15 protein-coding genes are annotated in these 22,380 nt (G+C 69.1%); 7 read left to right on the top strand and 8 right to left on the bottom strand.

Annotated features, from left to right (window positions below):
- Positions 1-172 precede the first annotated feature (172 nt).
- A complete protein-coding gene (locus DFQ59_RS05170; protein WP_114278625.1) occupies positions 173-1,141 on the bottom strand; it encodes an NAD(P)H-binding protein in 969 nt (322 codons plus the stop codon).
- A gap of 312 nt (positions 1,142-1,453) precedes the next feature.
- Between DFQ59_RS05170 and DFQ59_RS05165 the strand changes: the two genes are divergently transcribed.
- The 4 genes from DFQ59_RS05165 (at position 1,454) to DFQ59_RS05150 (ending at position 6,296) form a co-directional block, all read left to right on the top strand.
- Positions 1,454-2,188: an SIMPL domain-containing protein gene (locus tag DFQ59_RS05165; RefSeq protein ID WP_114278624.1), complete on the top strand. Its 735-nt coding sequence runs from the start codon at positions 1,454-1,456 to the stop codon at positions 2,186-2,188.
- Positions 2,189-2,539: 351 nt separating this feature from the next.
- Positions 2,540-4,996: a PKD domain-containing protein gene (locus DFQ59_RS05160; RefSeq protein ID WP_114278623.1), complete on the top strand. Its 2,457-nt coding sequence runs from the start codon at positions 2,540-2,542 to the stop codon at positions 4,994-4,996.
- 198 nt (positions 4,997-5,194) lie between these two features.
- Positions 5,195-5,833 carry a histidine kinase gene (locus DFQ59_RS20470; protein WP_114278622.1) on the top strand — a complete coding sequence of 213 codons (639 nt, stop codon included), beginning with the start codon at positions 5,195-5,197 and terminating at the stop codon, positions 5,831-5,833.
- A gap of 136 nt (positions 5,834-5,969) precedes the next feature.
- Positions 5,970-6,296, top strand: coding sequence for a hypothetical protein (locus tag DFQ59_RS05150; RefSeq protein WP_114278621.1), 327 nt, complete (start codon positions 5,970-5,972; stop codon positions 6,294-6,296).
- Positions 6,297-6,382: 86 nt separating this feature from the next.
- Here DFQ59_RS05150 and DFQ59_RS05145 read toward each other — a convergent pair whose 3' ends face one another.
- Together DFQ59_RS05145 and DFQ59_RS05140 are read right to left on the bottom strand one after the other, a co-directional pair.
- The gene (locus tag DFQ59_RS05145; protein ID WP_114278620.1) at positions 6,383-9,370 is read right to left on the bottom strand and encodes a patatin-like protein; all 2,988 of its coding nucleotides are present in this window, start codon (positions 9,368-9,370) and stop codon (positions 6,383-6,385) included.
- 50 nt (positions 9,371-9,420) lie between these two features.
- Entirely contained in the window at positions 9,421-10,557 is a 1,137-nt protein-coding gene (locus DFQ59_RS05140) for a M20 family metallopeptidase (RefSeq protein WP_170142045.1), read from the bottom strand.
- A 374-nt stretch (positions 10,558-10,931) separates the two neighbouring features.
- Here DFQ59_RS05140 and torA point away from each other — a divergent pair, with 374 nt between their 5' ends.
- From torA to pdxR, 3 genes are all read left to right on the top strand, one after another.
- A complete protein-coding gene (torA, locus tag DFQ59_RS05135) occupies positions 10,932-13,358 on the top strand; it encodes a trimethylamine-N-oxide reductase TorA (protein ID WP_114278618.1) in 2,427 nt (808 codons plus the stop codon).
- A gap of 102 nt (positions 13,359-13,460) precedes the next feature.
- Positions 13,461-14,477 (top strand): c-type cytochrome, encoded by a 1,017-nt coding sequence (locus DFQ59_RS20030; protein WP_211314796.1) that lies wholly within the window; start codon positions 13,461-13,463, stop codon positions 14,475-14,477.
- A gap of 250 nt (positions 14,478-14,727) precedes the next feature.
- Positions 14,728-16,218: a MocR-like pyridoxine biosynthesis transcription factor PdxR gene (gene pdxR / locus DFQ59_RS05125; protein ID WP_114279184.1), complete on the top strand. Its 1,491-nt coding sequence runs from the start codon at positions 14,728-14,730 to the stop codon at positions 16,216-16,218.
- 45 nt (positions 16,219-16,263) lie between these two features.
- On the opposite strand, the gene DFQ59_RS20465 is transcribed toward pdxR, so the two are convergent.
- From DFQ59_RS20465 to DFQ59_RS05105, 5 genes are all read right to left on the bottom strand, one after another.
- Positions 16,264-16,398 (bottom strand): hypothetical protein, encoded by a 135-nt coding sequence (locus DFQ59_RS20465; RefSeq protein ID WP_281268234.1) that lies wholly within the window; start codon positions 16,396-16,398, stop codon positions 16,264-16,266.
- 448 nt (positions 16,399-16,846) lie between these two features.
- A complete protein-coding gene (locus DFQ59_RS05120) occupies positions 16,847-17,824 on the bottom strand; it encodes an ATP adenylyltransferase family protein (RefSeq protein ID WP_211314795.1) in 978 nt (325 codons plus the stop codon).
- A 6-nt stretch (positions 17,825-17,830) separates the two neighbouring features.
- Positions 17,831-18,472 carry a peptide-methionine (S)-S-oxide reductase MsrA gene (msrA, locus tag DFQ59_RS05115; protein ID WP_425451005.1) on the bottom strand — a complete coding sequence of 214 codons (642 nt, stop codon included), beginning with the start codon at positions 18,470-18,472 and terminating at the stop codon, positions 17,831-17,833.
- 147 nt (positions 18,473-18,619) lie between these two features.
- Positions 18,620-21,250 (bottom strand): AAA family ATPase, encoded by a 2,631-nt coding sequence (locus tag DFQ59_RS20460; protein ID WP_170142044.1) that lies wholly within the window; start codon positions 21,248-21,250, stop codon positions 18,620-18,622.
- The gene (locus tag DFQ59_RS05105; protein WP_211314794.1) at positions 21,231-22,331 is read right to left on the bottom strand and encodes a metallophosphoesterase family protein; all 1,101 of its coding nucleotides are present in this window, start codon (positions 22,329-22,331) and stop codon (positions 21,231-21,233) included. The genes DFQ59_RS20460 and DFQ59_RS05105 overlap by 20 nt, the downstream gene beginning before the upstream one ends.
- Between the last annotated feature and the right edge of the window lie 49 nt (positions 22,332-22,380).

Below are 22,380 nucleotides of genomic sequence, written 5' to 3'. Positions count from 1 at the left end.
TCCGCGGAACCCGCCGGGAATGGTGCGACAGGACGCCGTTGTGCGGCGATTCCGGAGGCGCAGGGGCGGCATCAGGTGGCGCAATCGGTATCTGCCGCCACGATACCGTCACACCCGGGGCTTTGGATTCCCGGCGTTCCCGGCGTCGAAGCAGTCGGGGATTCGCTTCGGTTCAGCTCCCCTGACCCGCCGCACGGGCCTGCGCGCGGGCGCCCTGGACCGACTGGAGATAGCCCAGGGCGTCGGGGCCGAACGGGGTCGGGGTGATGCCGAGAAGTTCGAAGGCGGGCCGGCCGTCGCAGCTGTTGCCCTCGGTGAGCATGCGCACCTGGTCGGCGGTCACGGGGAAGACCCCCAGCGGTTCCATCAGCGCGGCCACCCGCCGCACCACCCCGGCGGGCGCCGGCAGAGCCAGCTTGCGCCGCCCCCCGATCCCGGCGAGGGTGCGGATGATGCCACGCCAGCTGATCTCCACCGGCCCGCCCAGGTGCAGCACTTCACCCACCGTCTCCGGCCGTTCCAGGGAGAGCGCGAATGCCTCGGCAACGTCCCGTACAAGGACCGGGGTGAAGGAGAAGCCGCCGGCATCCAGCGGAAGCAGGCCCTCGTAGAAGAGCGGCGCCGGGATGGGCGGGCGGATCATCTGCTCCCGCAGCATGGAGCAGAACTCCATCTGCCCGCGCGGGTCGCCGAAGATGAGCGAGGGCCGGAAAATGGTCCACTCGAGGCCGCTGGCGCGCAGGTACTCCTCGGCGGCGAACTTGGTACGCTGGTAGGGTGTGCCGTCCGGGCGCACGCCGTTGGCGCTCATCAGCAGGAAGCGCTTCACGCCCATTTCCCCGGCCGTGTCGATGGCTCGCCGAGCGCCCTCCTCGTGCAGGGCGGTGAAGGTGATGCCCCGGCGCGGTTGCTCGCGCAGGATGCCGATGTTGTAGACGGCGGCGTCGACGCCCTCGAGGCAGCGGCGCAGCGCGTCGTCATCCTCCACACGGCCGGGCACCTGGTAGACCGAGTCGGGCCGGCGCAACCTGCCGCCGCTGCCCGGGCGCACCATCAGCACCGGGGTATGCCCATGGGCCAGGAGGGCATCCACCAGGTAGCTGCCCACGAATCCGGTTCCGCCGATGACCGCTACGCGCATGACGCTCACTCCTGCAGGGTGCCGCCCGGGCCCGGGCGGGGTCTCACATATGTACATCGTTTGTACTGTTATCATGAAGGGTGCGGCCGTCTGGTCGCGCATCCTCACGCCGTCGACATAAATTGCCTGAATAGGCGGGTATTTCTTGTCGTTCCTGTCTCTTACAGGCCTATTACTTGAGTCTGATAGTGGGTTAATGTACTGCTATTGTCAAGTTATTGCCGTGTACCGATGCTGCGCCTTGGACAACCCCTGGCGCAGAGGGATGGCGGGGGCTAGGATTACCGTATCTCTTGCCCGGGGAGGGCTTCGATGAACAGCAAGGGGACGTGGTGGGGGGCCGCCCTGGTGCTGGCCGCGGGCATCGCGCTGGGCGGCTGGTTCGTCGGGCAGGGCTTCCTCGAGGGCCGGCAGGCCGACCGTCATGTGACCGTCAAGGGTTTCGCCGAGCGCATCGTCAAGGCGGACCTGGCCCTCTGGCCCATGCGCTTCGTGGCCACCGGCAACGACCTCACCCAGGTGCAGGAGAAGCTGCGCAGCGACGCCGCCGCCGTCCTCGCCTTCCTCGCCGATGCCGGCATCCCCCGTGAGGCGGTGGAGCTCCAGAGCGTGGAGGTCACCGACCTCCTCGCCCAGGCCTACCGCTCCGGCCCCGTGGAGAGCCGCTTCATCGTCGCCCAGACGCTCATGGTCCGCACCGATGATGTGGACCGCATCATCCAGGCCAGCCAGAAGCTCGACGTGCTGGTGGATGCCGGCGTCGTCCTCAGCAGCGAGATGGGCCCCTCCGGCAGCGGCCCCTTCTATCTCTTCACCCGCCTCAACGATCTCAAGCCGGAAATGATCGCCGAGGCCACCCGCAACGCCCGTGCCGCGGCCCGGCAGTTCGCCGAGGATTCCGGCAGCGCCCTCGGCGGCATCCGCACCGCGAACCAGGGACTGTTCCAGATCCTGCCCCGGGACGACACGCCGGGGATGATGGAGTCGCGGCAGGTGATGAAGACGGTGCGGGTGGTTTCCACCATCCAGTATCTGCTGCAGGATTGAAATCGTCGCCCGGGCGGCCCCCACCGCGGCCGTCCTGGCGGCTGACTCCGTGCAGGAAACCATGCGGAGTCTTGCGTATTTCACTGTGCCCGCCCTGAAGTTCCCGCCACGGGTTCAATGCTTGCCAGACAGGCAAGACGAAGAGCCGGGGACCCGGAGCGCCGGGAGTAATCCGCTTCCGAGAAGAGAAAGTCCCGCCCGAACAGTGTCCTGCACGACCATCTTGAAGCGCCGGAAGAGGCACCCGCCTGGAGCGGTGCGGGGAGTCCGGGTACAAATATCCGCAATTCGCTCCCCAGGCCCCGCAAGCAAGCTAAGCTATTGATTATGGCGATCAAGAGGGACGCTTCCATGAAACCGAATGCCGGCCCCTTTACCCCGCTGAAGATCCTGCTGCTGGTGGTGCTCGCGCTGACCGCGCCGATCGCGCTCGGCCTCGAGGCCCGGCTGCCGGACACCCACCCGGGCTTGCATGCCCTGAAGCCGGGCGGCGCCCTCGCAAGGCTCGACGGCACCCTGTCCAGGCTCTATCTCGAGTTCCTGCAGCACCGGCGGGCGGCACCGACCGTTCCCTTCCACTCCCGCAACCATTTCATACGCGTCAGCCGGGGCCGGGTCCTGGTGGATGCGCGCGCCGCCGGGGACGCCGAAGCCCTGCTGGCGGATCTGGACCGGCTCGGGCTGCAGCGGGGCTCCGCGTTCGGCGATACCGTATCCGGCTGGCTGCCCATCGGGGTGGTCCGTCAGGCGGCGGCGCTCGGCAACCTACGCGCCCTCTCCGCCTCCATTCCGCTGACGAACGCCGGCAGCGTGACCAGCCAGGGCGACCTGGCGCAACGCTCCGATATCGCGCGCACCCTGTACGGCGTCAGCGGCGCCGGGGTCAAGGTGGGCGTGCTCTCAGACAGCTACGATCACCTCGGCGGCGCGGCCGCAGACGTGGCCGGCAACGATCTGCCGACCGGCGTCCAGGTAATCGACGACAGCGCCAACTGCGGAGATGCCGTCTACCCGGCCCCCTGCACCGACGAGGGGCGCGCCATGCTGCAGATCGTCCATGACGTGGCACCCGGCGCGGCGCTCGCCTTCCACACCGCCTTCAACGGCTTCGCCGGCTTCGCCAACGGCATCCTGGCGCTCGCCGACGCAGGCGCCGGCGTGATCGTCGACGATGTCATCTACCTCGGCGAGCCCATGTTCATGGACGGGGTGATCGCCCAGGCCATCGACCAGGTGAAGGGCGACGGGGTCGCCTACTTCTCGGCGGCCGGCAACCAGGCCCGCGACAGCTACGAGCACGGCTTCGTCAACAGCGGCGAGATGCTCTACATCGACATCGGCGGCGTGCTCTGGCCGGCCGGCTACATGCACGACTTCGACCCCGGCCCGTTCCGGGACACGACGCAGGAGCACACCATTCCCGCCGGGCAGTGCGCCATCTTCTCGGTGCAGTGGGACTCGCCCTTCGGCTCGGCCGCCGCGGGCACCGGCACCCAGAACGACCTCGATGTCTGGCTGCTGGATTCCACAGAGACGCTCATCGTCGCCTGGGACGCCCACGAGAACATCCCCACCGGCGAGCCGGTCGAGATCCTGCAGTTCTGCAACGACGGACTCTTCGCGCCCACCAGCCCGCCGGTGTTCAAGCTCGTCATCGCGCTGTGGGACGGCGCCGAGCCGGGCCTGATGAAAACGGTGCTGTTCGGCAGCGCCGCCATCGACGCGTACGCCACCCACAGCGGCTCGCTCTACGGCCACGCCAACGCAGCGGGTGCCGTGGCGGTCGGCGCGGCCTACTACCGGAACACCCCGGAGTTCGGCGTCAGCCCGCCCCTGCTCGAGTCCTTCTCCTCGGCCGGCGGCACGCCCATCCTGTTCGCGGCGGACGGCACGCGCCTGGCGGCGCCCGAGGTACGCATGCAGCCAGCCGTCGTCGCGCCGGACGGCGTCAACACCACCTTTTTCTACCCCGGCAGCGATCGCGACGGCGACGGCACCCCGGACTTCTCCGGCACCTCGGCCGCGGCCCCCCACGCCGCCGGCGTCGCCGCGCTGATGCTCGAGGCAAGACCCACGGCCTCCCCGGATGCCGTGCAGGCCGCGCTGGAGTCCACCGCCATCGACATGCTGGCCGCCGGCTACGACCCCGACAGCGGCCACGGTCTCGTCCGGGCCGACCAGGCGGTCGCCGCCATCGGCGCGGCGAACCTGCCGCCCACCGCTGCCTTCACCTGGAGCCCGGACAACCTCGACGTGCAGTTCACCGACCAGAGCGGGGACGACGACGGCACCGTGGTGGCGTGGAGCTGGAATTTCGGCGACGGCGGCACTTCGGGCGTCCGCAACCCGTCCCACAGCTATGGGACGGCGGGCACCTACACCGTCACCCTGACGGTGACCGACGACGGGGACGCCACGGACAGCACCAGCCAGCCGGTGACGGTGAGCGCGCCCCCGGGAGGCATGCCGCCCAGCGCCGCCTTCACCTACGCCTGCGACCGGCTCGCCTGCAGCTTCGACGCCTCCGGCTCCAGCGACGACGGCACCATCACGGGCTACGCCTGGGACTTCGGCGACGGTAGCGGCGGCAGCGGCTTGACGGCCGGCCACACCTATTCCGCGGCCGGCACCTACCCGGTTGAGCTCACCGTCACCGATGACGACGCCGAAACCGGTACCGCCACCGCCGACGTCCAGGCCAAGAGCCGGGGCAAGAGCGCGGGCTCCGGCGGAGCGAGCGACGGCGGCGGTGACACGGGCGGCGGCGGCTCCTGCCCGCCGGCCAAGGCCGCGAAGGGGAAGTGCTGACGCCTGAACGCCGGTTCCTGCCGACCTGTCGCTCGCAAGAGCCCCGGGAAGGGCGACGCCGATGCGCTTCCATCGGGAAAGGAAGCGGGCGGATTCCCGGTCCGACTTCGGGAGTGAACATTTCGTGGCGTCCGGACTCGGCCACCCAGGTGGTGCTGCGCCGGTTCCTGCCACACCGGGAGAGGACCGTGCGACCGCATGGGCATCCAACAGACAGATATCCGGCAGGCGCATGACATCGGCTTTCGGAATCCCGCGGGCACGCGGGGGCTGCTCCTGGTGGTGGAGGACGACCGCCATATCGCCGCCCTGGTGAAGACCTACCCGGCCCGGGCCGATGCGTCCCGGAGCGGCCTGCGGCCGCGGACGATCTCCTTGCGGGAACTGGTGGGCGAGACGATAGAACTCGGCCGGCAGCACCTGGAGGGGACCGGCCTGGAGGTGCGGCAGGTGCTTCCCCCGGAGGCGGCCTGGGTCCGGGCGGACCGCTCCCGCGCCCGGGAGGGGGGTGGCGCGGGCATCGGGCTGTCCATCGTCAAGGAACTCGTCGAGGCCCACGGCGGCACGGTCGGCGGCGCCGGGAAATCCCGACTGGAACGGCGGGCGCCCGTCCGCCCCGCACCGTGCCGGCTTCGGGGTTTCGGCACGCGGGGCTTCGCTATACTCAGATTCATCCCGGCCGCCCGTCGGCTGGCATGGCGGGCGCCGGGTGGCCCCATCCCCGCCAAGGAGCGCCCGCGGCAACATGTTCGGTCGACACCCCCTCGCCCCATGGCTGTTGTGCGGCCTCCTGTGCGGCGGGTGCGCCACGGTCGAGGAACGGCCGTATCCGCCTGACTGGCCCGCTCTGGCAACTCCCGGAACGGACTGCTCCGGAATCGGGGGGAGATACGCCGATCGCGGCCTGCTGACGGATGAAAAAAGCAGTCGGTCCTTCGCATCGCTCAGCGCGATCCTGAGTGACGAGCCGCCTGTGGAGGCCAGAACCGTTTCCATCTCGGTGGCCCGCAACCGCGAACTGATCATCACGGTATTTGACGCGAAGCAGACACCGACAAGAGTGAACCTCAGGAAGAACATGGCATTCACGTGCAGCTCGGGCACAGCGGCTATAGCCTGGGCCCATGGGTCCCTTGATCCGCTCGCCGTCTACTACGAATCGCAAACGATCACCCTGCACAGAGCCGTGGACGGCTCGCTGGTCGTCGGCCAGCGTTACACCGGCCGGGGTTATGTCTTCCTGGTTCCATTCTCGGACAGCAGCTCCTCGTGGGCCCGTTTCCAGCGGGTCGGCGAATAATCCGGTTGCAGCCGCCCGGTGGAATGCGGGCGCTCCTCCCGGCGCACTTGCCCGCGATCCTGTGAACCCCGCCCCTCGAAGAGCACTCACCCCAGCCACCCCCGTAGCAGCGGCACGACCTTCCACAGCACGAGCACCAGGGCAAACAGCCCGATCAGCAGCCGCGGATAGCGTCGCAGCAGCACGACGAGCCCCGCCGCGAGAACGACCGCGGCGGCCATCTCCACGCCGTCCGGCCAGTCGGCGGCGGGAGCCACCAGGATGGTGATGGCCGCCGCCATCGCCATGGCGTACAGGCTGACCAGCAGCCGACCCTTCTTCATCAGGGCCTGTACCAGGAGGTCCAGGGCCACCAGGGGGGTACGGGCGGCGGCGAAAATGCCCCGCAGGTACTTGAGCCCCGACCCCTTCCCCGAGAGGGCGCCGACGGCCACCGCGGCGGAGCGGGTGGCGGTGATGGTGAAACGGTCGGTGCCCACCTCGTCCAGCACCCGCTCCTCCCCGACCCGCGCGCCCTTGAACAGCTCCACGAGCTGTTCGCTGGACAGGGCGGGCGAGGCGGATGGCCCCGGGGCCTTGCGCGCGGCGTCGCCCAGCTGGCACAGGGCGCTGCGGAAGCGTTTGAGGAACTTGGAACCGAAGCCGGCCTGGTGGGCCCCGTCCAGTTCGTCATCGCCCACCGCGTCCGCCAGGGCGGGCAGCTCCCGGCGCAGGATGTCGAGATGCAGGCGTTCCCGCAGCATGGCCGCGCACTCGGGCAGGCAGTCCGGAATCGCCGCGTCGGTGCGCTCCAGGTAGGCCAGCTCGGCACCCATGGCTTCGAGCCGCTCCCGCCAGTGGGTCTCCAGCAGGACACGGTCGTCCTCCCGGGCGACACCCTCCAGCAACGCCTCGCGGAGCAGGCCCAGGACGGCCCCGGCCGCAGCCCCCGGCGCAATCCCGTCCCCCGGCTCCCGGCCATAGAGTCGGGCCAGACGCCTGGGATCCAGCAGGATGCGGAGCAGGCGCTCGGAGCCGTCGAGGCGTCCGAACATCCAGTCGTTGATGCGCCAGCTGCGCTTGTAGAAGGCGCCGAAGTGGGCCACCTGCACGCCGGCCAGCTTCTGCTCCAGCCGGTCCGGACCGCCGAAGGCGGTGGGCACGTTGGCGCTGAACTGGTAGAGCTCCATGAACTGGTCGCGGGGGGTGTCGGCACCGAAGGCATAGTGCACCACCTCCAGGGCGAGCAGTCGCCTCCAGGTCGCCCCGAGGCTGCCGTTCGCCTCCGGCAGGAGAAAGTCGGTCAGGGTGCTGAGATCGGCGAATTTCTCCGGGTGGCGCAGGGGCACGCCCAGGCCCAGCACGCCGTGCAGCAGCGGGCTGCTCTCCAGCAGCAGCCCGCCGATCCGGTCGGCGAGTTCGGCGAAGACCCGGGGGGGACGCAGGGGCTCGTCGGCCTGCAGGGTGGCATCGAACACTCCCACCCAGACGCGGATCTCGCGCTCCGCCAGCGCCATCACCCGGCTCGCATCCGCTGTTCCCAGCCCGGCGAGCTCGGGAGCCAGTGCCTGGCCGCGCCTCTGCCAGTGGCCCTGGTCGAGCCGGCGCAGGCGGGCGAGCTCCGCCACCAGGTCATAGGCCCGGCGCCGGGCCCGCATCAGGTCCGGCCATAACGCATCGCTCTCCCCGCTGCGCCGGGCGGGCACCAGCGCCACGGCCCGGCACAGCAGCTCCAGCACCACGGCCATGACGTTTTCCAGCGTCAGCAGCCCCCACCACCATTCGCCCCCCGTTCCCGCCTCCTCGAAGCGCTCGGGGAGCCAGGGCACCGCGCCGCAGCCGGCCAGGGCGCCGGCGATGCGCTCGCGGGCCCGCCGCCCCAGGGCGATGCCCCGTCCGGTGGCGTCGCGATGGCGCGCCGCGCCATCGGCCAGGGCGGTGGCGATGTAGTCCGCGGCGCTCTGGCAACGGCGCAGCCGGTAGCCGGGGAAGACATCCGCTGCCACCGTCTCGGCGCCCGGCCCGTCCACGGAACGCGCCAACAGCAGGCGGGTGTTGTAGTGCCGGGCGACCTCCTGGTTGTGGCGGGTGATGGCGCGCAGCTGATCCGAGACCGACTCCACCCGCGGGATGTCCACCAGCGATGCCAGGATGGTGCCCGCCAGGCTCGGGACCCGGGCCGGGTCCTGGGCGGGCGGATCGGGGATATGACCCGGGTCGGGGACCACGTAGGCCAGCACCCTTCGCACCTCGCCCTCCGCCCGCTGCAGAAACACCGCGTCGATGGCCGCTTCCAGGGGATTGTTGTCGAGCACGCCGCCGTCCACCACGAAGCAGCCCAGGGCGAAGTTCGCGTGGCCCTCGAGGCAGGGGACGGCTTCGCCGCCCGCGGAGATCTCGCCCTTCTCCTCCGCGCCAGGCAGGTAGAAGGGCTCGAAGGCGGCGGGGAAGGAGGCGGTGGCGCGCGCCGCGGCGGCCAGCTTGCGGGCGATCGCCGGGTCGGCAAAGTGATCCCGGGGCTGATCGGGGCCGCGTTGGAAGCGCATCAGGCCGCGGTGGGTGACATCGCGGATGACGGTCCCGGCATCGTCGGGGAAGTCGTGCACCTCCCCGCGCAGGACCGTGGTGGTGAGAAACAGCTCGATGGGCACCTGGGCGGGTGGCAGCAGGCCCGGGCCCTGCTGATCGCGGATGGCGTGGAAACCCTCCACCATGGCCTTGTAGAAGTAGCCGCCGTCGAGGAGCGAGGGGGGATCCTCCCGGGTGGGCGGGCGCAGCAGGGTGAGGATGTCGCCCTTGTTGAGCCAGATGTCGCGCAGGGGATCCAGCGGCTTGCCCTGGCTCATGGCCAGGGCCAGGATGGCGCCGTTGATGCCACCCGCGCTGGTACCGCTCACGATGTCCACCCGCGGGCGCAGGTGGAGAATGTCGCAGAGGCGGCCGTAGAGGGTCTCGCGGCGAACCAGCCGGTTGATCTCCTGGGTAACGCCGCCGATCCATACCGCCAGGCTGACCCCGCCGTTCATCACCAGGGCGATGCGCAGTTCCTGGTCGTGACAGGGACTTCCCGTGTTGTTCGCCTGGGCCTGGTTCATGGGGGTCTCCTGTAGGTCCCTGAAGAGCTGCCCCTGCTCCCTGAACCGTCCTACCGCAGCAGCCGGGCCAGGGCCTGCCGGTAGGCGAGGAAGGTGGGTTCCAGTGTCTCGAGCAGCACGCACTCGTCCGCCGCGTGCACATTCCGGTAGGTCACACCCAGGCCCGCCGTGGCGGGTATGCCCAGGGTGTGGAGGTAGTTGGCGATGCAGGAGGGCCCCGCGACTCCCTGGGGCACCGTGTGCCCGAACGCCTCGCGGGCCGCCTCGGACAGTGCCGTGCTCAGCGGCGCACCGTCCTCGAGGCGGTAGGCCGGCCAGCCCGGCGACCACCGGATCTCCGTGGCCGGCGCCCCGTCGCCATCCAGCCGCGCCGCCGCGTTCTGCAGCAGCGTTCGTGCCGCCCCGTCGTCGAAAGCGGGGGTGAGGCGGATATCCAGATCCAGCTCGCAGCGGTCCGGCACCAGCGAGAAGCTGCCGCCGCCGCGGATGCCCGTGGCGGTAATCCTCGGCGGGAGGGGGAAGGCGTCATCGGGGGGCGCCAGCGGCTCGGCCGCCAATTGACCCAGCAGCGCGCGGGCCCGGTCGATGGCGTTGATTCCCCGGTTGCTGGAGGAACCCGAGTGGGCGCCGAGGCCGTGGATGACGAGCCGCGCGCGCAGGAAGCCGCGGGCGCCCACCACCAGCCGATCATTGCCCGGGTAGCCGATCATCACCCCCGCGGGGGGGCGGTCGAGGTGCTTCTCCATGTAGGCGCGGATGCCGGCGAAGGTGCCGCTGTGCTCCTCCACATCGAAGACGAAGTTCACCCTGCCGGCGAGGCGCTCCCGCCCGGGCAGCAGGTCCGCCAGCACGTGGCAGAACACCGCGATGCCGGCCTTGCTGTCGGCGCTGCCGCGCCCGTACAGCCAGCCCGCCTCGATGGTGGGGCGATCGGGCGGGTGCCGCCAGGCGCCCGGGTCGCCGAAGGGGGCGGTGTCGGCGGTCGCGTCCAGCAGGTAGACGGGACCGGGCCGACCGCCCGCGATTCCGCCCGCGAGGCCCAGCGGCCTGCCCGCCGGGTCCCGCATCCATTCGTGGGGGATCTCATGGCGCTCGAGCCAGCCGGAGATCGCCCCGAGCACGGGGGTGCAGTCGTCCACGCCCGCCCGGCTCGGGCGGGCAACCAGCGCCTCCAGCAGATCGGTCATGGACTGCAGGCGTTCCGTGCGCGTTGTTGGCATATCCGTCAATGGCTCACTTTGCGGCATCGGCGCGTACCGCGGTGTGTCAGGGACACTCCCGCCAATCGGATGCAATCCGCGCCCGATTGGCGGGAGTGTCCCTGAGAATCTTGGAACCCAATCGAGGGCTTGTCCAGGCGGCACGAACCTGCGGCAACCCGCCGAGTGTATCCAAGAAGAATCCTGACTCTGGATCTAAGGGGATGCGGACTCTCCCCCTATAGTGGAAAACAAAAATGCACGATCGGCAGCGCCCAGGGCGTTTAGGCCCATCAGGCAGGCAAGCGGCGCGGTTCTTGGTACTGGACCAGCAACCCAACCACACTAGCGAGGATGGAAAAATGAAAGTCTCCCGGAGATCCTTTCTTGGTCACTCCGCGGCGCTGGGCGCCCTGGCGACGATGCCATCGATTGCAGGTGCCCATTCGCTGCTTACCGAACCCCTGCTCGACGCCTCGTCACGCCTGACGGCCACCCACTGGGGCATTATCCGGGCCTATGTCGAGGCCGGTCGACTGGCGCGAGTGGTCCCGTTCGAAAAAGACGCCTTCGCACCCTCCCCGGTCATCCAGGCATTCATGGATCGGGTCTATTCGGAAACCCGGGTGCGGTATCCGATGGTGCGCAGGGATTTTCTCAAGAATGGCGCGAAGAGCGACCGCACCGAGCGCGGGCGCGGCGACTTCGTCCGCGTAAGCTGGGATGACGCCCTGAACCTGGTCGCCGCGGAACTGGAGCGCGTCAAGAAGACCCACGGCAACACGGCGATCCACTCGGGCAGCACCGACTGGCACTCGGTCGGCAAGCTTCACAATTCCCCCGTGCTGCTCCGGCGCATGCTGGGTCTTCACGGCGGTTTCGTCGACAACACCGGCGACTTCAGCGTCGCCGCGGCGATGGTCATCCTCCCTCATGTCATCGGCGGTACCGAGGTCTACGATCAGCAGAGCGCCTGGACGACGGTGCTCGCGAACACCGATCTGGTGGTGCTCTGGGGCGCCACCCTGCTCAAGAACAACCAGATTGGCTGGGAGCCAACGGATCACACCGCCTACGAGGCGATGAAGGCGCTGAAGGAAAAGGGCACGCCCGTGGTCTCCATCGACCCGCGGATGACCGACACCGCCAAGTACTTCGGTGCCGAATGGGTGGCGCCCCGTCCCAACACCGACACCGCGCTCATGCTGGCCCTGGCGCACACGCTCTATACCGAGAAGCTTTACGACGAGAAATTCGTCGAGACCTATACCGTCGGCTTCAAGAAGTTCCTGCCCTACCTGCTGGGCACCAAGGACGGTCAGCCGAAGTCCCCCGAGTGGGCGGAAAAGATCACCACGGTTCCGGCGGATGACATCCGCAAGCTGGCCCGGCGCATGGCCAAGGGCCGCACCATGATCATGAGCGGCTGGGCCATCCAGCGCCAGGATCACGGGGAGCAGTCCTACTGGATGCTGGTGACGCTGGCCTCCATGCTCGGCCAGATCGGCCTGCCCGGGGGTGGGTTCGGCCTGAGTTATCACTATGCCAACGGCGGCTCCCTGACCGCGCGGCACGTCGCGCTCGGTGGCATCTCCGCCGGTGAGAACCCGGTAGCGGAGCATGTCCCTTACGCGCGCGGCCTGAGCGACATGCTGCTCAATCCGGGCATGACCGTCGATTTCAACGGCGAGAAGATCACCTACCCCGACATCCAGTTGATCTACTGGGCCGGCGGCAACCCGCTCAGTCACCAGATGGATCGCAACAAGCAGATCAAGGCGTGGCAGAAGCCCGAGACGATTATCGTCAACGAGCCGTACTGGACCAACACCGCGATGTTCGCCGACATCGTACTGCCCGCGAACACCACCTTCGAGCGCAACGACATCGTCTCCGTGAGCGAGTACAGCGGAAGGTATGTCGTCGCGATGCCGCAGTTGATCGAGTCGCAGCACGAGTCGATGAGCGATTTCGATATTTTCACCGCCATATCCGAGCGTCTGGGATTCAAGGACAAGTACACCGAAGGGAAGACCGAGATGCAGTGGGTCGAATCGATTTACGACGAGGCGGTCGCCGCGGCCGGGAAGGAGGGCCTGGAGATGCCCGCCTTCAATGACCTGTGGAACGGTGATGGCTACTTCGAATTCCCGGTACCGGAGGATGCGAAGAACTACGTCCGCTTCGGCGATTACAGGAAAGACCCGATCGCCAACGCGCTGGGGACCCCCTCGGGCAAGATCGAGATCTATTCCTTCGAGATCGAGAAGTTCGGTTATGACGACTGCCCGCCGCATCCAACCTGGATCGAACCGGCCGAATGGCTGGGTTCTGACAAGGTGGCGAAACATCCCCTGCACATCATCTCTCCGCACCCCAAGTACCGTCTGCATTCACAGATGGACAACACCTGGCTGCGCGAGGTCTACGAAGTCGCCGGGCGCGAACCGCTGTGGATCAATCCCGACGATGCCAAGGCCCGCGACATCAATAACGGTGATGTCGTCCGCGTCTTCAATGACCGTGGCGCCCTGCTGGCGGGTGCCATCGTCACCGACCGAATCCGCCAGGGCGTGGTGATGTTGCAGGAAGGCGCATGGTACGACCCGGACAAGCCCGGCGAGGCGGGTGCGCTGTGCAAGCACGGCAACATCAACCTGGTGACCCTGGACAAGGGAACCTCGAAACTAGCCCAGGGCAACGTGGCCAATACCGCCATTGTCGAGGTGGCAAGGCACAAGACCCCCGCGCCCCCCGTGACCGCCTTCACACCACCGGTCGGGGCCTGAAGCGCTCGAGGGCGTTCGGCCGCCCCCTCGGCTGCGCCGAACGCCCCCCCGCCGGGCCGCAGCACATGGCCCGTGGACGGCGATCCACGGCCGCAGATACCCATGTACCCGAACAACTGCACATTGGCTTACGGTGATTCGAAAATGTCCCACACGCACGGTGGAGTCGCGCCCAATCTGCTCGCTTCATTGTGGCGGTTCGCCGCCGTTTTGCTTGCCCTGGCCTCCGTCCCGGGTTCCGCCATCGCCGCGGAGGAACCGGCACCCCGGTTCGTGAACACGATCGCCGCTCTGCACGAAACCGTCGGCGGCCCTGTCCTTGCAAGCATCCTGCCCGCGACACCGGTCGTCATCCGCTCGCAGCAGGGAACGCATATCGAGGTGGAGGTGACAGGGTGGTCGCCGATGGGCGGTGCCAGCTACCTGTTCAAGGACATCGGCCAGCGCATCAGCCGTGCCGTTCTCACCGAGGAGGGCGTGAACAAGCGCGCTGTCATCGGCACCAGGGAGGACGCCTGGGAAAGCACCTGGGAGGACGCGAAGATCACGGGCTGGATCGAGCAGGGAGAGGTCGTCGAGGATATCGACACCATCTGGGAAGAGGCGAGCACCCTCTACTTCACACGCTGCTCGCGCTGCCATTCCCTGCGCCGCCCCAGGGAGTTCACCGCCAACCAGTGGCCGTCGGTGCTCAAGATCATGACGGTGCGCGCGGGATTCTCCAGGGAACAGGCCGCGCTGGTCACCGCCCTGCTGCAATACCATGGCCGGGATCAGAAGGGTGAGGACTTCTTTACGCGCACCGCGGAGACTGCCGCTCCCACGCCCGCTCCACCCGCCATTCCGAAAATCGCCGGTTCACCGGAACTCGCGGCCCAGGGCGGCGCCCTGTTCGCATCGGCCAACTGCTTCGCCTGCCACGGCCAGGATGCGAAGACGCCGATCATGCCCGTATACCCGAAACTGGCCGGACAAAATGCTGAATACCTGTTCAAGCAGATCCTGGATTTCAAGGGGGGTACCCGCGCCAACGATTCATTCTCCATGATGAAGGAATCCGTGCTGCCCCTGTCGGAGGACGACGCCCGGGCGATTTCCTATTGGCTCTCGCTCCAATAGACATCGCTTCACATGCAGACTGAAAACAGATACATTCATTGAGTGAATTTTGTTTTCGAACGCGGATTTCCACCACGCTCGTAACACGTTAGCGGTCCTCTCCCAATGGATCAGGATCGTCTGCAGCCGGAGTGTCGCGAATTCCGGCCACGGACGGCTGAAATCAGTAAGGATGCTCAGTCTTCCAGACAACGTGACACTTCTGGCCGCGCGTCGATTCACGAACGAAGGCCCGGGCGTCAGAAGCGTCATGAATGAATTGGAAATCCCCGTCCAGATACCGCTGAACATCTCGAAGCGGTCCACAGACTCGCTGCAACACCAAATCTGCGCTCAACTGCGGAAGCTGATCTCGGACGGACACCTGAGGCCCGGAACGCGTTTGACTTCGATCAGGGAAATGGCCGCTCAGCTCGGTGTTTCCTTCAATACCGTCAAACTGGCTTACCAGCAGTTGATTTCCGAGGGCCACCTGGTCACCTCGGAGGCCAGAGGCACCTTCGTTGCGCCCGTCTCGCCCGAGCAGCGGGTCTTCCTGAGCAACCCACCCGCCACTACACCCAGTCACGAACGCCATCCAACCCGGTTTCCACCGCCATTCCGCGGACGCAGCCAGATCAATCCGAGAAGGAGGGCCAACGCCGGGGCAATCGACTTCTGGGCCGGGCGAACCGATCCGCGCTCCTTTCCAATCAAGGAATGGCGCCACCTGATCAACGCGCAACTGCAACACGCCGGTGCGAACCTTACCGACTACGGCGACGCGGCCGGGCTCGACGCGCTGCGGTGCGCTATCGCCGAGCACCTCGCGCGGGCCCGCGGCTTCCGGCCCGATCCGCGGCAAGTGGTCGTTACCGCCGGAATCCAGGAAGCACTCTCCATCTCCGCGCGACTGTTCCTCGAGCCATCCTCCACGGCGGTTACCGAAGCCCCCTGCTACAAGGGCGCCAGCTACGTGTTCGAAAGCTTTGGCGCCCGGATCATACGGGTCGGGATCGACGAGGAAGGGATCCAGGTCGACCGACTGCCCGCGCAACGCTCCGCCCTTGTCTACGTCACGCCGTCGCACCAGTATCCGCTGGGCCACATCCTGTCGATGGAACGCCGGCATGCACTGCTCGAATGGGCCGCGACGAGCGGCGCTTACGTCCTGGAAGACGATTACGATTGCGACTTCCGCTTCGAGAATTCGCCGCTGCCTGCGCTTGCGGCCCTCGATAAACGGGGGAGCGTCATCTATCTGGGGACCTTTTCGAAGGCCATGGGAGTCGGCCTGCGCCTGGGCTACATGGTGCTCCCCCATGAACTGGTGGAACCGGCAACCACCGTCAAGGCCCTCTTTTCCTATTGCCAACCGTGGCTGGTACAGGCGGCAATGGCGGAATTCATCGCCAGCGGCAACTATGCCCGGCGCCTGCGCCAGGTGAGACACGACCAGAAGGTCAGAAGAGACTGCCTGCGCGACGCGTTGCAGCAGAATTTCGGCGATGTGAAGCTGAAGGGGCTCAGGGGCGGCATGCATGTCGTCTGGCACCTGCCGCCGGACTTCCCCCCCGCCTCGGAAGTGCAGCAGGCGGCGGCGGAATACCAGGTCAATGTCTACAACCCCGAGGCGGGAGGCGCCGACGTGACCGAATGCCGGTCGCTGAACGAGCGGCTGCTCGTGTTCGGTTACGCCTCTCTCTCGTCCGTGGAAATCATGGAAGGAATAAGCCGCCTGGCGCAGGCCATCTGCTGCTGATTGAACGGCACCGGACGCTATTGCGGGATCTCTTCCGGGTATCTCCTACCCGCCGCCGCCGTTGGGCGCCTGTTTGTATTCATCCCTCAGCCAGTCCCCTATCAACAGGAGCAGCAGGACGGGTACGACGATCGCCAGGAGGGCGGGAAGCGCCATCAGGATCATGTTGATTGCAAACATTGCGGCATCCTCCTTTGAATGTCAGCCTCATGGTCAACATAATCCCGGGATGCTGAAATCACCCTGAAACTCCGTGGTTTACCCGGACTGAAAAGGATCGTATGAATTGGGGCGGCAGGCACCGCAGTGAATCAGGCTTATCGACAAGGGAGGTGCGCAGCCATGGCGGACTCACCCGCTGAAAGGGCCCCGGAAAGCGACGGAACCGATACCTCCGCCTCCAGGGGCAGGGGCCGGAAATCCAAGAGCATGCACGACGGCGTCGCCGTGTGGTGCGACTGCTGCTCCTGCGAGGCGGAGCCCTACTGGGCCGAGCTGGCCGAGGAGATGGGCATCGAGCTCTACAACGACTACGAGGATGAGTGAAACAGGGGGCGTCTTCACCGCCGCCCCGCCACGCCTCCCCGGAACAGCTCGTCCGGCCCGACAGTCGTCCTGTTAATCCTGTCTATTCATTTTCAGGCGCCTTCCTGACCCCCACCGCCGCCAGGGCCGCCAGCGGACCGGTCTCGCGCAGGCGCCGCAGCTGTTCCTGGTCGCGCACCAGCAGCGCGCCGGCGAAGCCGAGCGCGTTGACCGACATGCCCTCCCAGAACTCCCGCGACCGGGGCGCCAGCAGCATCCACCCGCGGGTCGCCAGCAGGTTGTAGGGACAGGACTGCAGCGCCTCCGGTCCCTCTCCATGGATCCCCGTCGCCGCCAGGAGTCGACGGTAGCGGTCATGCAGCGGACCGGCGGCAGCTCCCGGAGCCAGCTCCCGCAGATCATCCAGCCGCACCAACGCGTGCCGGTACGGCAGCGCCGCCACGGTACCGATGCCCTCCCGGTAGGTGGCGCTGTCCAGCAGGGGGCCAAGCGGCAGCGGAGCGCCCGCCGCGTCGAGCGGCAGGGGCACCAGCTGCAGGTGGCGGTGGCGCTGGCTGGCGCCGGCCGCCGCGCCGCCGTTGTAGAAGCCGAGCGCGGGGTACTCTCCCAGGCACAGCCAGAGGGCCTCGAAGTCGGCCGGGGTGAGAAGCCGCTCCTGGTCCTCGAACGCGCGGGTGACCACCAGCAGGTGGTGCTCGACGACGTTGAACTTGTTCAGCACCGCACGGTGGGTGGGCGTGAGCTCCGCCACCAGCAGATCGGGCTCGGGTGGCAGGAAGGGGTTGGCGGGCGCCGTACCGCCCGCCTGCGCCGTGCGCGCCTGCGCCTTGCGCCGCAGGTTGGCCAGTATCCGCACCAGCCAGCTGACGCCATCGGCCTCGAAGCGCGCCGACGGCCCGCGCCCGTCCTTCCAGCGGTAGAGGGTGGTGCTGCCGGGACCTGGATCCACGGGCGTGCCCTTGAGCCAGGCCGGCGGGGTGTCGCGGTTTTCGATCAGCCACCACCAGGCCGCCCCGGCCAGGGCGGCGAGCAGCACCAGGAGCGCGAGGAGACGCTGCACGGCGGCTCAGCCCGCTGCGGCGTAGGCGACGCCGGTGCCGCCCAGCCCGCAGTAGCCGTTGGGCTTCTTGGCCAGGTACTGCTGGTGGTAGCCCTCGGCGTAGTAGAACTCGGGCACCGGCAGAATCTCGGTGGTGACGGCGCCATAGCCCGACGCCGTCAGGCGTTCCTGGTAGGCCGCCCTCGAGGCCTCGGCCGCGGCCAGCTGCCGCTCGCCGTGGCAGTAGATGCCCGAGCGGTACTGGGTGCCCACGTCGTTGCCCTGGCGCATGCCCTGGGTCGGGTCGTGGGACTCCCAGAACACCCGCAGCAGGGTCTCGTAGCTGACGACGGCGGGGTCGTAGACCACCCGGACCACCTCGTTGTGCCCGGTGCGGCCGCTGCAGACCTCCTCGTAGGTGGCGTTGGGCGTGTAGCCGCCGGCATAACCCACCGCGGTGGTGTAGACCCCCTCCTGCTGCCAGAAGCGCCGTTCGGCGCCCCAGAAGCAGCCGAGCCCGAACAGGGCGAGCTCCATGCCCTCCGGGAACGGCGGGGCCAGGGGATTGCCGTTGACGAAATGCTTCTCCGGCACCGGCATGGGGGTCGCACGGCCCGGCAGCGCCTCCGCCGGGTCCGGCAGCCTCAGTTTTCTCTCCATCCACAGCATGGTCATCTCTCCTCGTCCGGGTAGCGCCCCGGATCTCGTCTGGTCATGGCCCGCCCGTTGCCGGAACAGCCCTGTGCACCGCGGTCGCCACGCGGGGTGCCGCTCCCTCGTCCTGCCGGGACGCCGGGATCGTGAACGGACCGTCCGTCACCGGCCCCGCGGACGCGGCGGCAGGCGGATGACCCGCTCGGCGCCGAGGGTGTCGAAATCCGCCTCCTGGCAGGTGAAGACAATCACCTGCAGCCCCCGTGCCGCCTGGTAGAGCACGGCCTGCATGGCCTGCAGGCGCGCCGGGTCGGTGTTGATGAGCGCGTCATCCAGTATGACAGGTAGACGTCCGTCACCGGCCAGCAGTTCCGCCAGGCCGATGCGCACCAGGATCGCCAGCTGCTCCTGGGCACCGCCGGAGAGCATGCCGAAGGGCTCCGCGGTGTTGCCGGTGCGCAGCCCCTGCAGCGCCAGGTCCTCCCCCAGCGCCAGCTCCGAACCCGGGAAGAGCCGCCTCAGGTAGGGGCGGATGCGCGCCATGATCGGGGCGGTGAAGCGGGCCTGGATCTCCTGCAGGGCGGCTTCCAGCACCTCCACCAGCAGCCGTACCGCCTGCGCCCGGCGCTCCACGCGCTCCAGCTCGGCGCCGGCGCGGGCGGCCTCGGCCTCGGCCTCCTGGACCGCCTCGTGCAGGGCCTCGCCCTCGCGGGAGCGCAGGACCGCGTCCAGCCGCTCCGCCTCGCGGGCCGCACCGGTGCGCTCCTCCTCCAGCCGCTGCAGCGCCTGGCGGACCCGGTCCAGCTCCAGCGCCACCTGCTCGCCGCCCAGGGATTCCCAGGCCTCCCGGTAACCCTGCCGCAGGGCGAGCGACTCCTGCCAGGCCTGCTCGGCCGCGGCCAGCGCCGTCTCCAGGGCCTGGGCCCCGGGCAGCTCGTCCAGCTGGCGCGCCAGCCGGTCACTCTCCCGCGCCAGGCCCTCCACCCGCTCCCCCAGGGTCTCGGACTCGAGCCGGGCATTGGCGTATGACTCCCGGGCGGCATCACGGCGGGCACGGGCCGTCTCCAGCGCGGTCCGCGCCGCCCTGGCCCCCTGCTCAGCCTCCGCCTCGCCGGGCAGATCCCCGGGCAACCCCTCCATGCGGGAGAGTTCCGCGCCCGCCGCCTGGACCGACTCCTCCAGGGCCTCCACCCCGTCCGGCGCCGCCAGCCCGAGGCGGTCGAAAGCGCGGGCGGCCTCCCGCTCGTTCCGCTCCCGCTCCTCGTGGCGAATCCGGGCCTGCTCCGGGCTCTCCGCGCCGTGGCTATCGAGCAACGACCGCAGCGCCTGTTCGGCATCGCGCCGGCTCTGGCGCAGCGCCTCCAGGGAATCGCCGCCGGGCTCCACCCGCAGCTCCGCCAGTTCGCCGAGGCGGAACACGCGCGGCTCGGTGAGGGTCCAGGACTGCTCCGTCCCCGCGGCCAGCGACTCGCCGTCCACGCTGAACGTCCGCAGCGCCCGCACCTCCACCCGGGCGGCGGCGCCGAGCAGGCGCGCGTGGGCCGCCTGCATTTCCGCCTCGGCCCGGTTGATCCCCTTCAGCGCGACGGTGTCGATGGATTCCGCCGCCACCAGGCCTCGCAACCGGGTCGCTTCCGCCTGCAGCGTCCGCGCCCGGGCGAGGCGTTCGGCGAGCTCCGCGCGGCTGGACTCCAGCCCCCGGCGCCGGGCGGCGAGCCGGGCCAGGCGCAGCCGGGTTTCGGATTCCCGCTCCGCCGTCTCGCTCTCCTTCAGGGCCTGGTCGGCCTCGCGCAAGGCCGTGCGCTGCTGCTCCAGCCGCCCCTCAAGAGTCGTCCGCCCGGCATGGGCCTCGGCCTGCCGGGCCAGCAGGCGCTCCTGCTCCTCCGCCAGCGCACCGCGGCGCCCGCTCTGCTCCCGCAGATGCCGGAGCTGCTGCTCCTCGGCGCGGGTGCGCGCCTCCTGCAGGTCCAGCTGCCGGCGGGCCTCCCGGGCCGCCGCCTCCCTCTCCTCGGCGCTCCGGAGCTCGGCGCGGGCACGCGCCAGGCGGGGCTCCAGGCCCGCGAGGCGTTCCCGGGCCGCGGCCAGATCGGCCGCGGTGCGATGCAGGGCCTCGCGCCGCTCCCGGGCCTCCTCCAGCACGGCATCGGCGGCGGCGGCCGCCTCCCGGGCCCGGCGCAGCTCACCGGTCTCCTTCCAGGTGGCGGTCCAGTACTTTTCCGCCTCGGCGCGGGCCCGGGCGTGGATGCGGCGGCCCTCCTCGCCGGTGGCCGCCTCGCCCACCTCCAGCGCGAGGGCATCCTGCAGCCGGCCGCGGCCCGACCCGCTCAGGTGCTCCTGCGGGGGTTTCCGGGAGTCGCCCTGGGACAGCCACAGCAGCGGCCAGGAGCCGAGACTCTCCAACTGCCCGGCCCCGCTCCGCCCGGCGGGCTCCGGCAGGGCGAGCAGTTGGCGCAGGCGCGCCTCGGCCTCCTCCTGGCGCAAGGTCTCGCCGCCCCCCTCCAGCAGGGTCGCCGGGGACTTGAGGAACTGCTTGGTGACCGTGTAGGGGCCGGCGTCGGTCTCGAAGGTCACCCGCACCCGGGGCGGTTCGGTAGCGGACCAGCCCTGCAGGTCCTTCTTGTTCTGCGCGGCACCCTTGCTGGGTTCGAACAGGGCGTAGCGGATGGCCTCGAACAGCCGCGACTTGCCCGACTCGTTGGGCCCCAGCACCAGGTTGAGGTGGGGCGAGAGGTCGGCCAGGGCGTGATGCTCGAGACCCCGCCAGTGCCAGACTTCAACCGCGAGCAGATGCACCGTTGCCCTCCTCCACCAGGAAGCGGTACAGCAGCCGCAGGGCGTCGCGGGCGGCCGGCGTCTCCTGTCCCCGCAACGCCGCGGCGGCCGCGCCCGGGAAACCCTCCGCGGCCAGGGCGGCGAGATCGGCCTCGCTCGGCGACTCGGTGATGCCCGCAAGGTCCGGCCGCAGGTGGAGCAGGCGGCCGGACTGCGCTTCCAGGAGCCCGTCGAGGCGGGAGCGGTCGGCCAGTGAGAGCTCCCCCTCCAGGGTCAGCTCCACCAGCGTCCAGGAGCGCTCCTCCAGCCTCTCGAACCAATCCTCCAGGCGGTCCAGGTCGGCACTCTCGTGAAAGGCCCAGCGCTGCCGCAGCCAGCGGGTGCGGGCCACCGCTACCGGGGTCACCAGCGGCTCCGCGCCGGGGGCGGGGATCTCCACTACCAGCACGTTGCCCGGATCGCGCTCCTTGAACCGGGTAGCCTCGGGCGTGCCCGGATACCAGATGCGGGGGCCGAAGCGGAGGGTGCCGTGCCAGTCGCCGAGGGCCAGGTAGTCGAAGCCCCGCTCCAGCACCCGGCGGCCGTCGATGAGATTGGGCGTCTCGGTCTCCTCGGCGAAATCGAGCACGCCGCCGTGGGCGATGGCCACCCGCACCGTGCCCTCTTCGGTGCGCGGCGGGAGCCCGCGGGTGGGATCCTCGTACTCGTGGCGGCGGCGTAGCGGGCAGGGATGGAAGTCCGCCCCGCCGATGCGCACCGGGGCATCGTCGAGCAGCACCCGCACGTGGTCGCCGGCCTGCAGCCGGGCCAGCGCCGAGTCGGGGGTGGCGGCGTCGTGATTGCCGGGCAGCAGGAGCACCGGCAGGGGTCGGAACTGCTCCAGGGCATCGCGGGCCTGCTGCAGGGTCTCCTCGCCCACGGCGTTGTCGTCGAAGACATCGCCTGCCACCACCACGCACTCCACCCCCTGCTCCCGCGCCACCGCGGCGATGCGGCGCACCGTTTCGAACCGCTGGGCGCGGGCGCGGGCGCCCGCCTCCCCGGGGAGGTAGTTGAGCTTGAGGCCGAGCTGCCAGTCGGCGGTGTGGAGAAAACGGGTCATGAAAGCGAGCATGCCCTCCGTGGACGATGAACAGCGGACCAGTGCCGGG

Origin of the sequence: Thioalbus denitrificans, assembly GCF_003337735.1 — a bacterium.
Classification (GTDB): domain Bacteria; phylum Pseudomonadota; class Gammaproteobacteria; order DSM-26407; family DSM-26407; genus Thioalbus; species Thioalbus denitrificans.
Note: the sequence above shows the minus strand (reverse complement) of the source record. Positions and strands in the feature narration are given on the sequence as shown.

What these genes read in the sequence shown, in the direction of transcription:
- DFQ59_RS05145 (WP_114278620.1), bottom strand. Translation starts at nt 9,370, where the DNA reads ATGAACCAGGCCCAGGCGAACAACACGGGAAGTCCCTGTCACGACCAG.
- DFQ59_RS05160 (WP_114278623.1), top strand. Translation starts at nt 2,540, where the DNA reads ATGAAACCGAATGCCGGCCCCTTTACCCCGCTGAAGATCCTGCTGCTG.
- pdxR (WP_114279184.1), top strand. Translation starts at nt 14,728, where the DNA reads ATGAATGAATTGGAAATCCCCGTCCAGATACCGCTGAACATCTCGAAG.
- DFQ59_RS05165 (WP_114278624.1), top strand. Translation starts at nt 1,454, where the DNA reads ATGAACAGCAAGGGGACGTGGTGGGGGGCCGCCCTGGTGCTGGCCGCG.
- DFQ59_RS05170 (WP_114278625.1), bottom strand. Translation starts at nt 1,141, where the DNA reads ATGCGCGTAGCGGTCATCGGCGGAACCGGATTCGTGGGCAGCTACCTG.
- torA (WP_114278618.1), top strand. Translation starts at nt 10,932, where the DNA reads ATGAAAGTCTCCCGGAGATCCTTTCTTGGTCACTCCGCGGCGCTGGGC.
- DFQ59_RS20030 (WP_211314796.1), top strand. Translation starts at nt 13,461, where the DNA reads ATGTACCCGAACAACTGCACATTGGCTTACGGTGATTCGAAAATGTCC.
- DFQ59_RS05105 (WP_211314794.1), bottom strand. Translation starts at nt 22,331, where the DNA reads ATGACCCGTTTTCTCCACACCGCCGACTGGCAGCTCGGCCTCAAGCTC.
- msrA (WP_425451005.1), bottom strand. Translation starts at nt 18,472, where the DNA reads ATGCTGTGGATGGAGAGAAAACTGAGGCTGCCGGACCCGGCGGAGGCG.
- DFQ59_RS20470 (WP_114278622.1), top strand. Translation starts at nt 5,195, where the DNA reads ATGGGCATCCAACAGACAGATATCCGGCAGGCGCATGACATCGGCTTT.
- DFQ59_RS05140 (WP_170142045.1), bottom strand. Translation starts at nt 10,557, where the DNA reads ATGACCGATCTGCTGGAGGCGCTGGTTGCCCGCCCGAGCCGGGCGGGC.
- DFQ59_RS20465 (WP_281268234.1), bottom strand. Translation starts at nt 16,398, where the DNA reads ATGTTTGCAATCAACATGATCCTGATGGCGCTTCCCGCCCTCCTGGCG.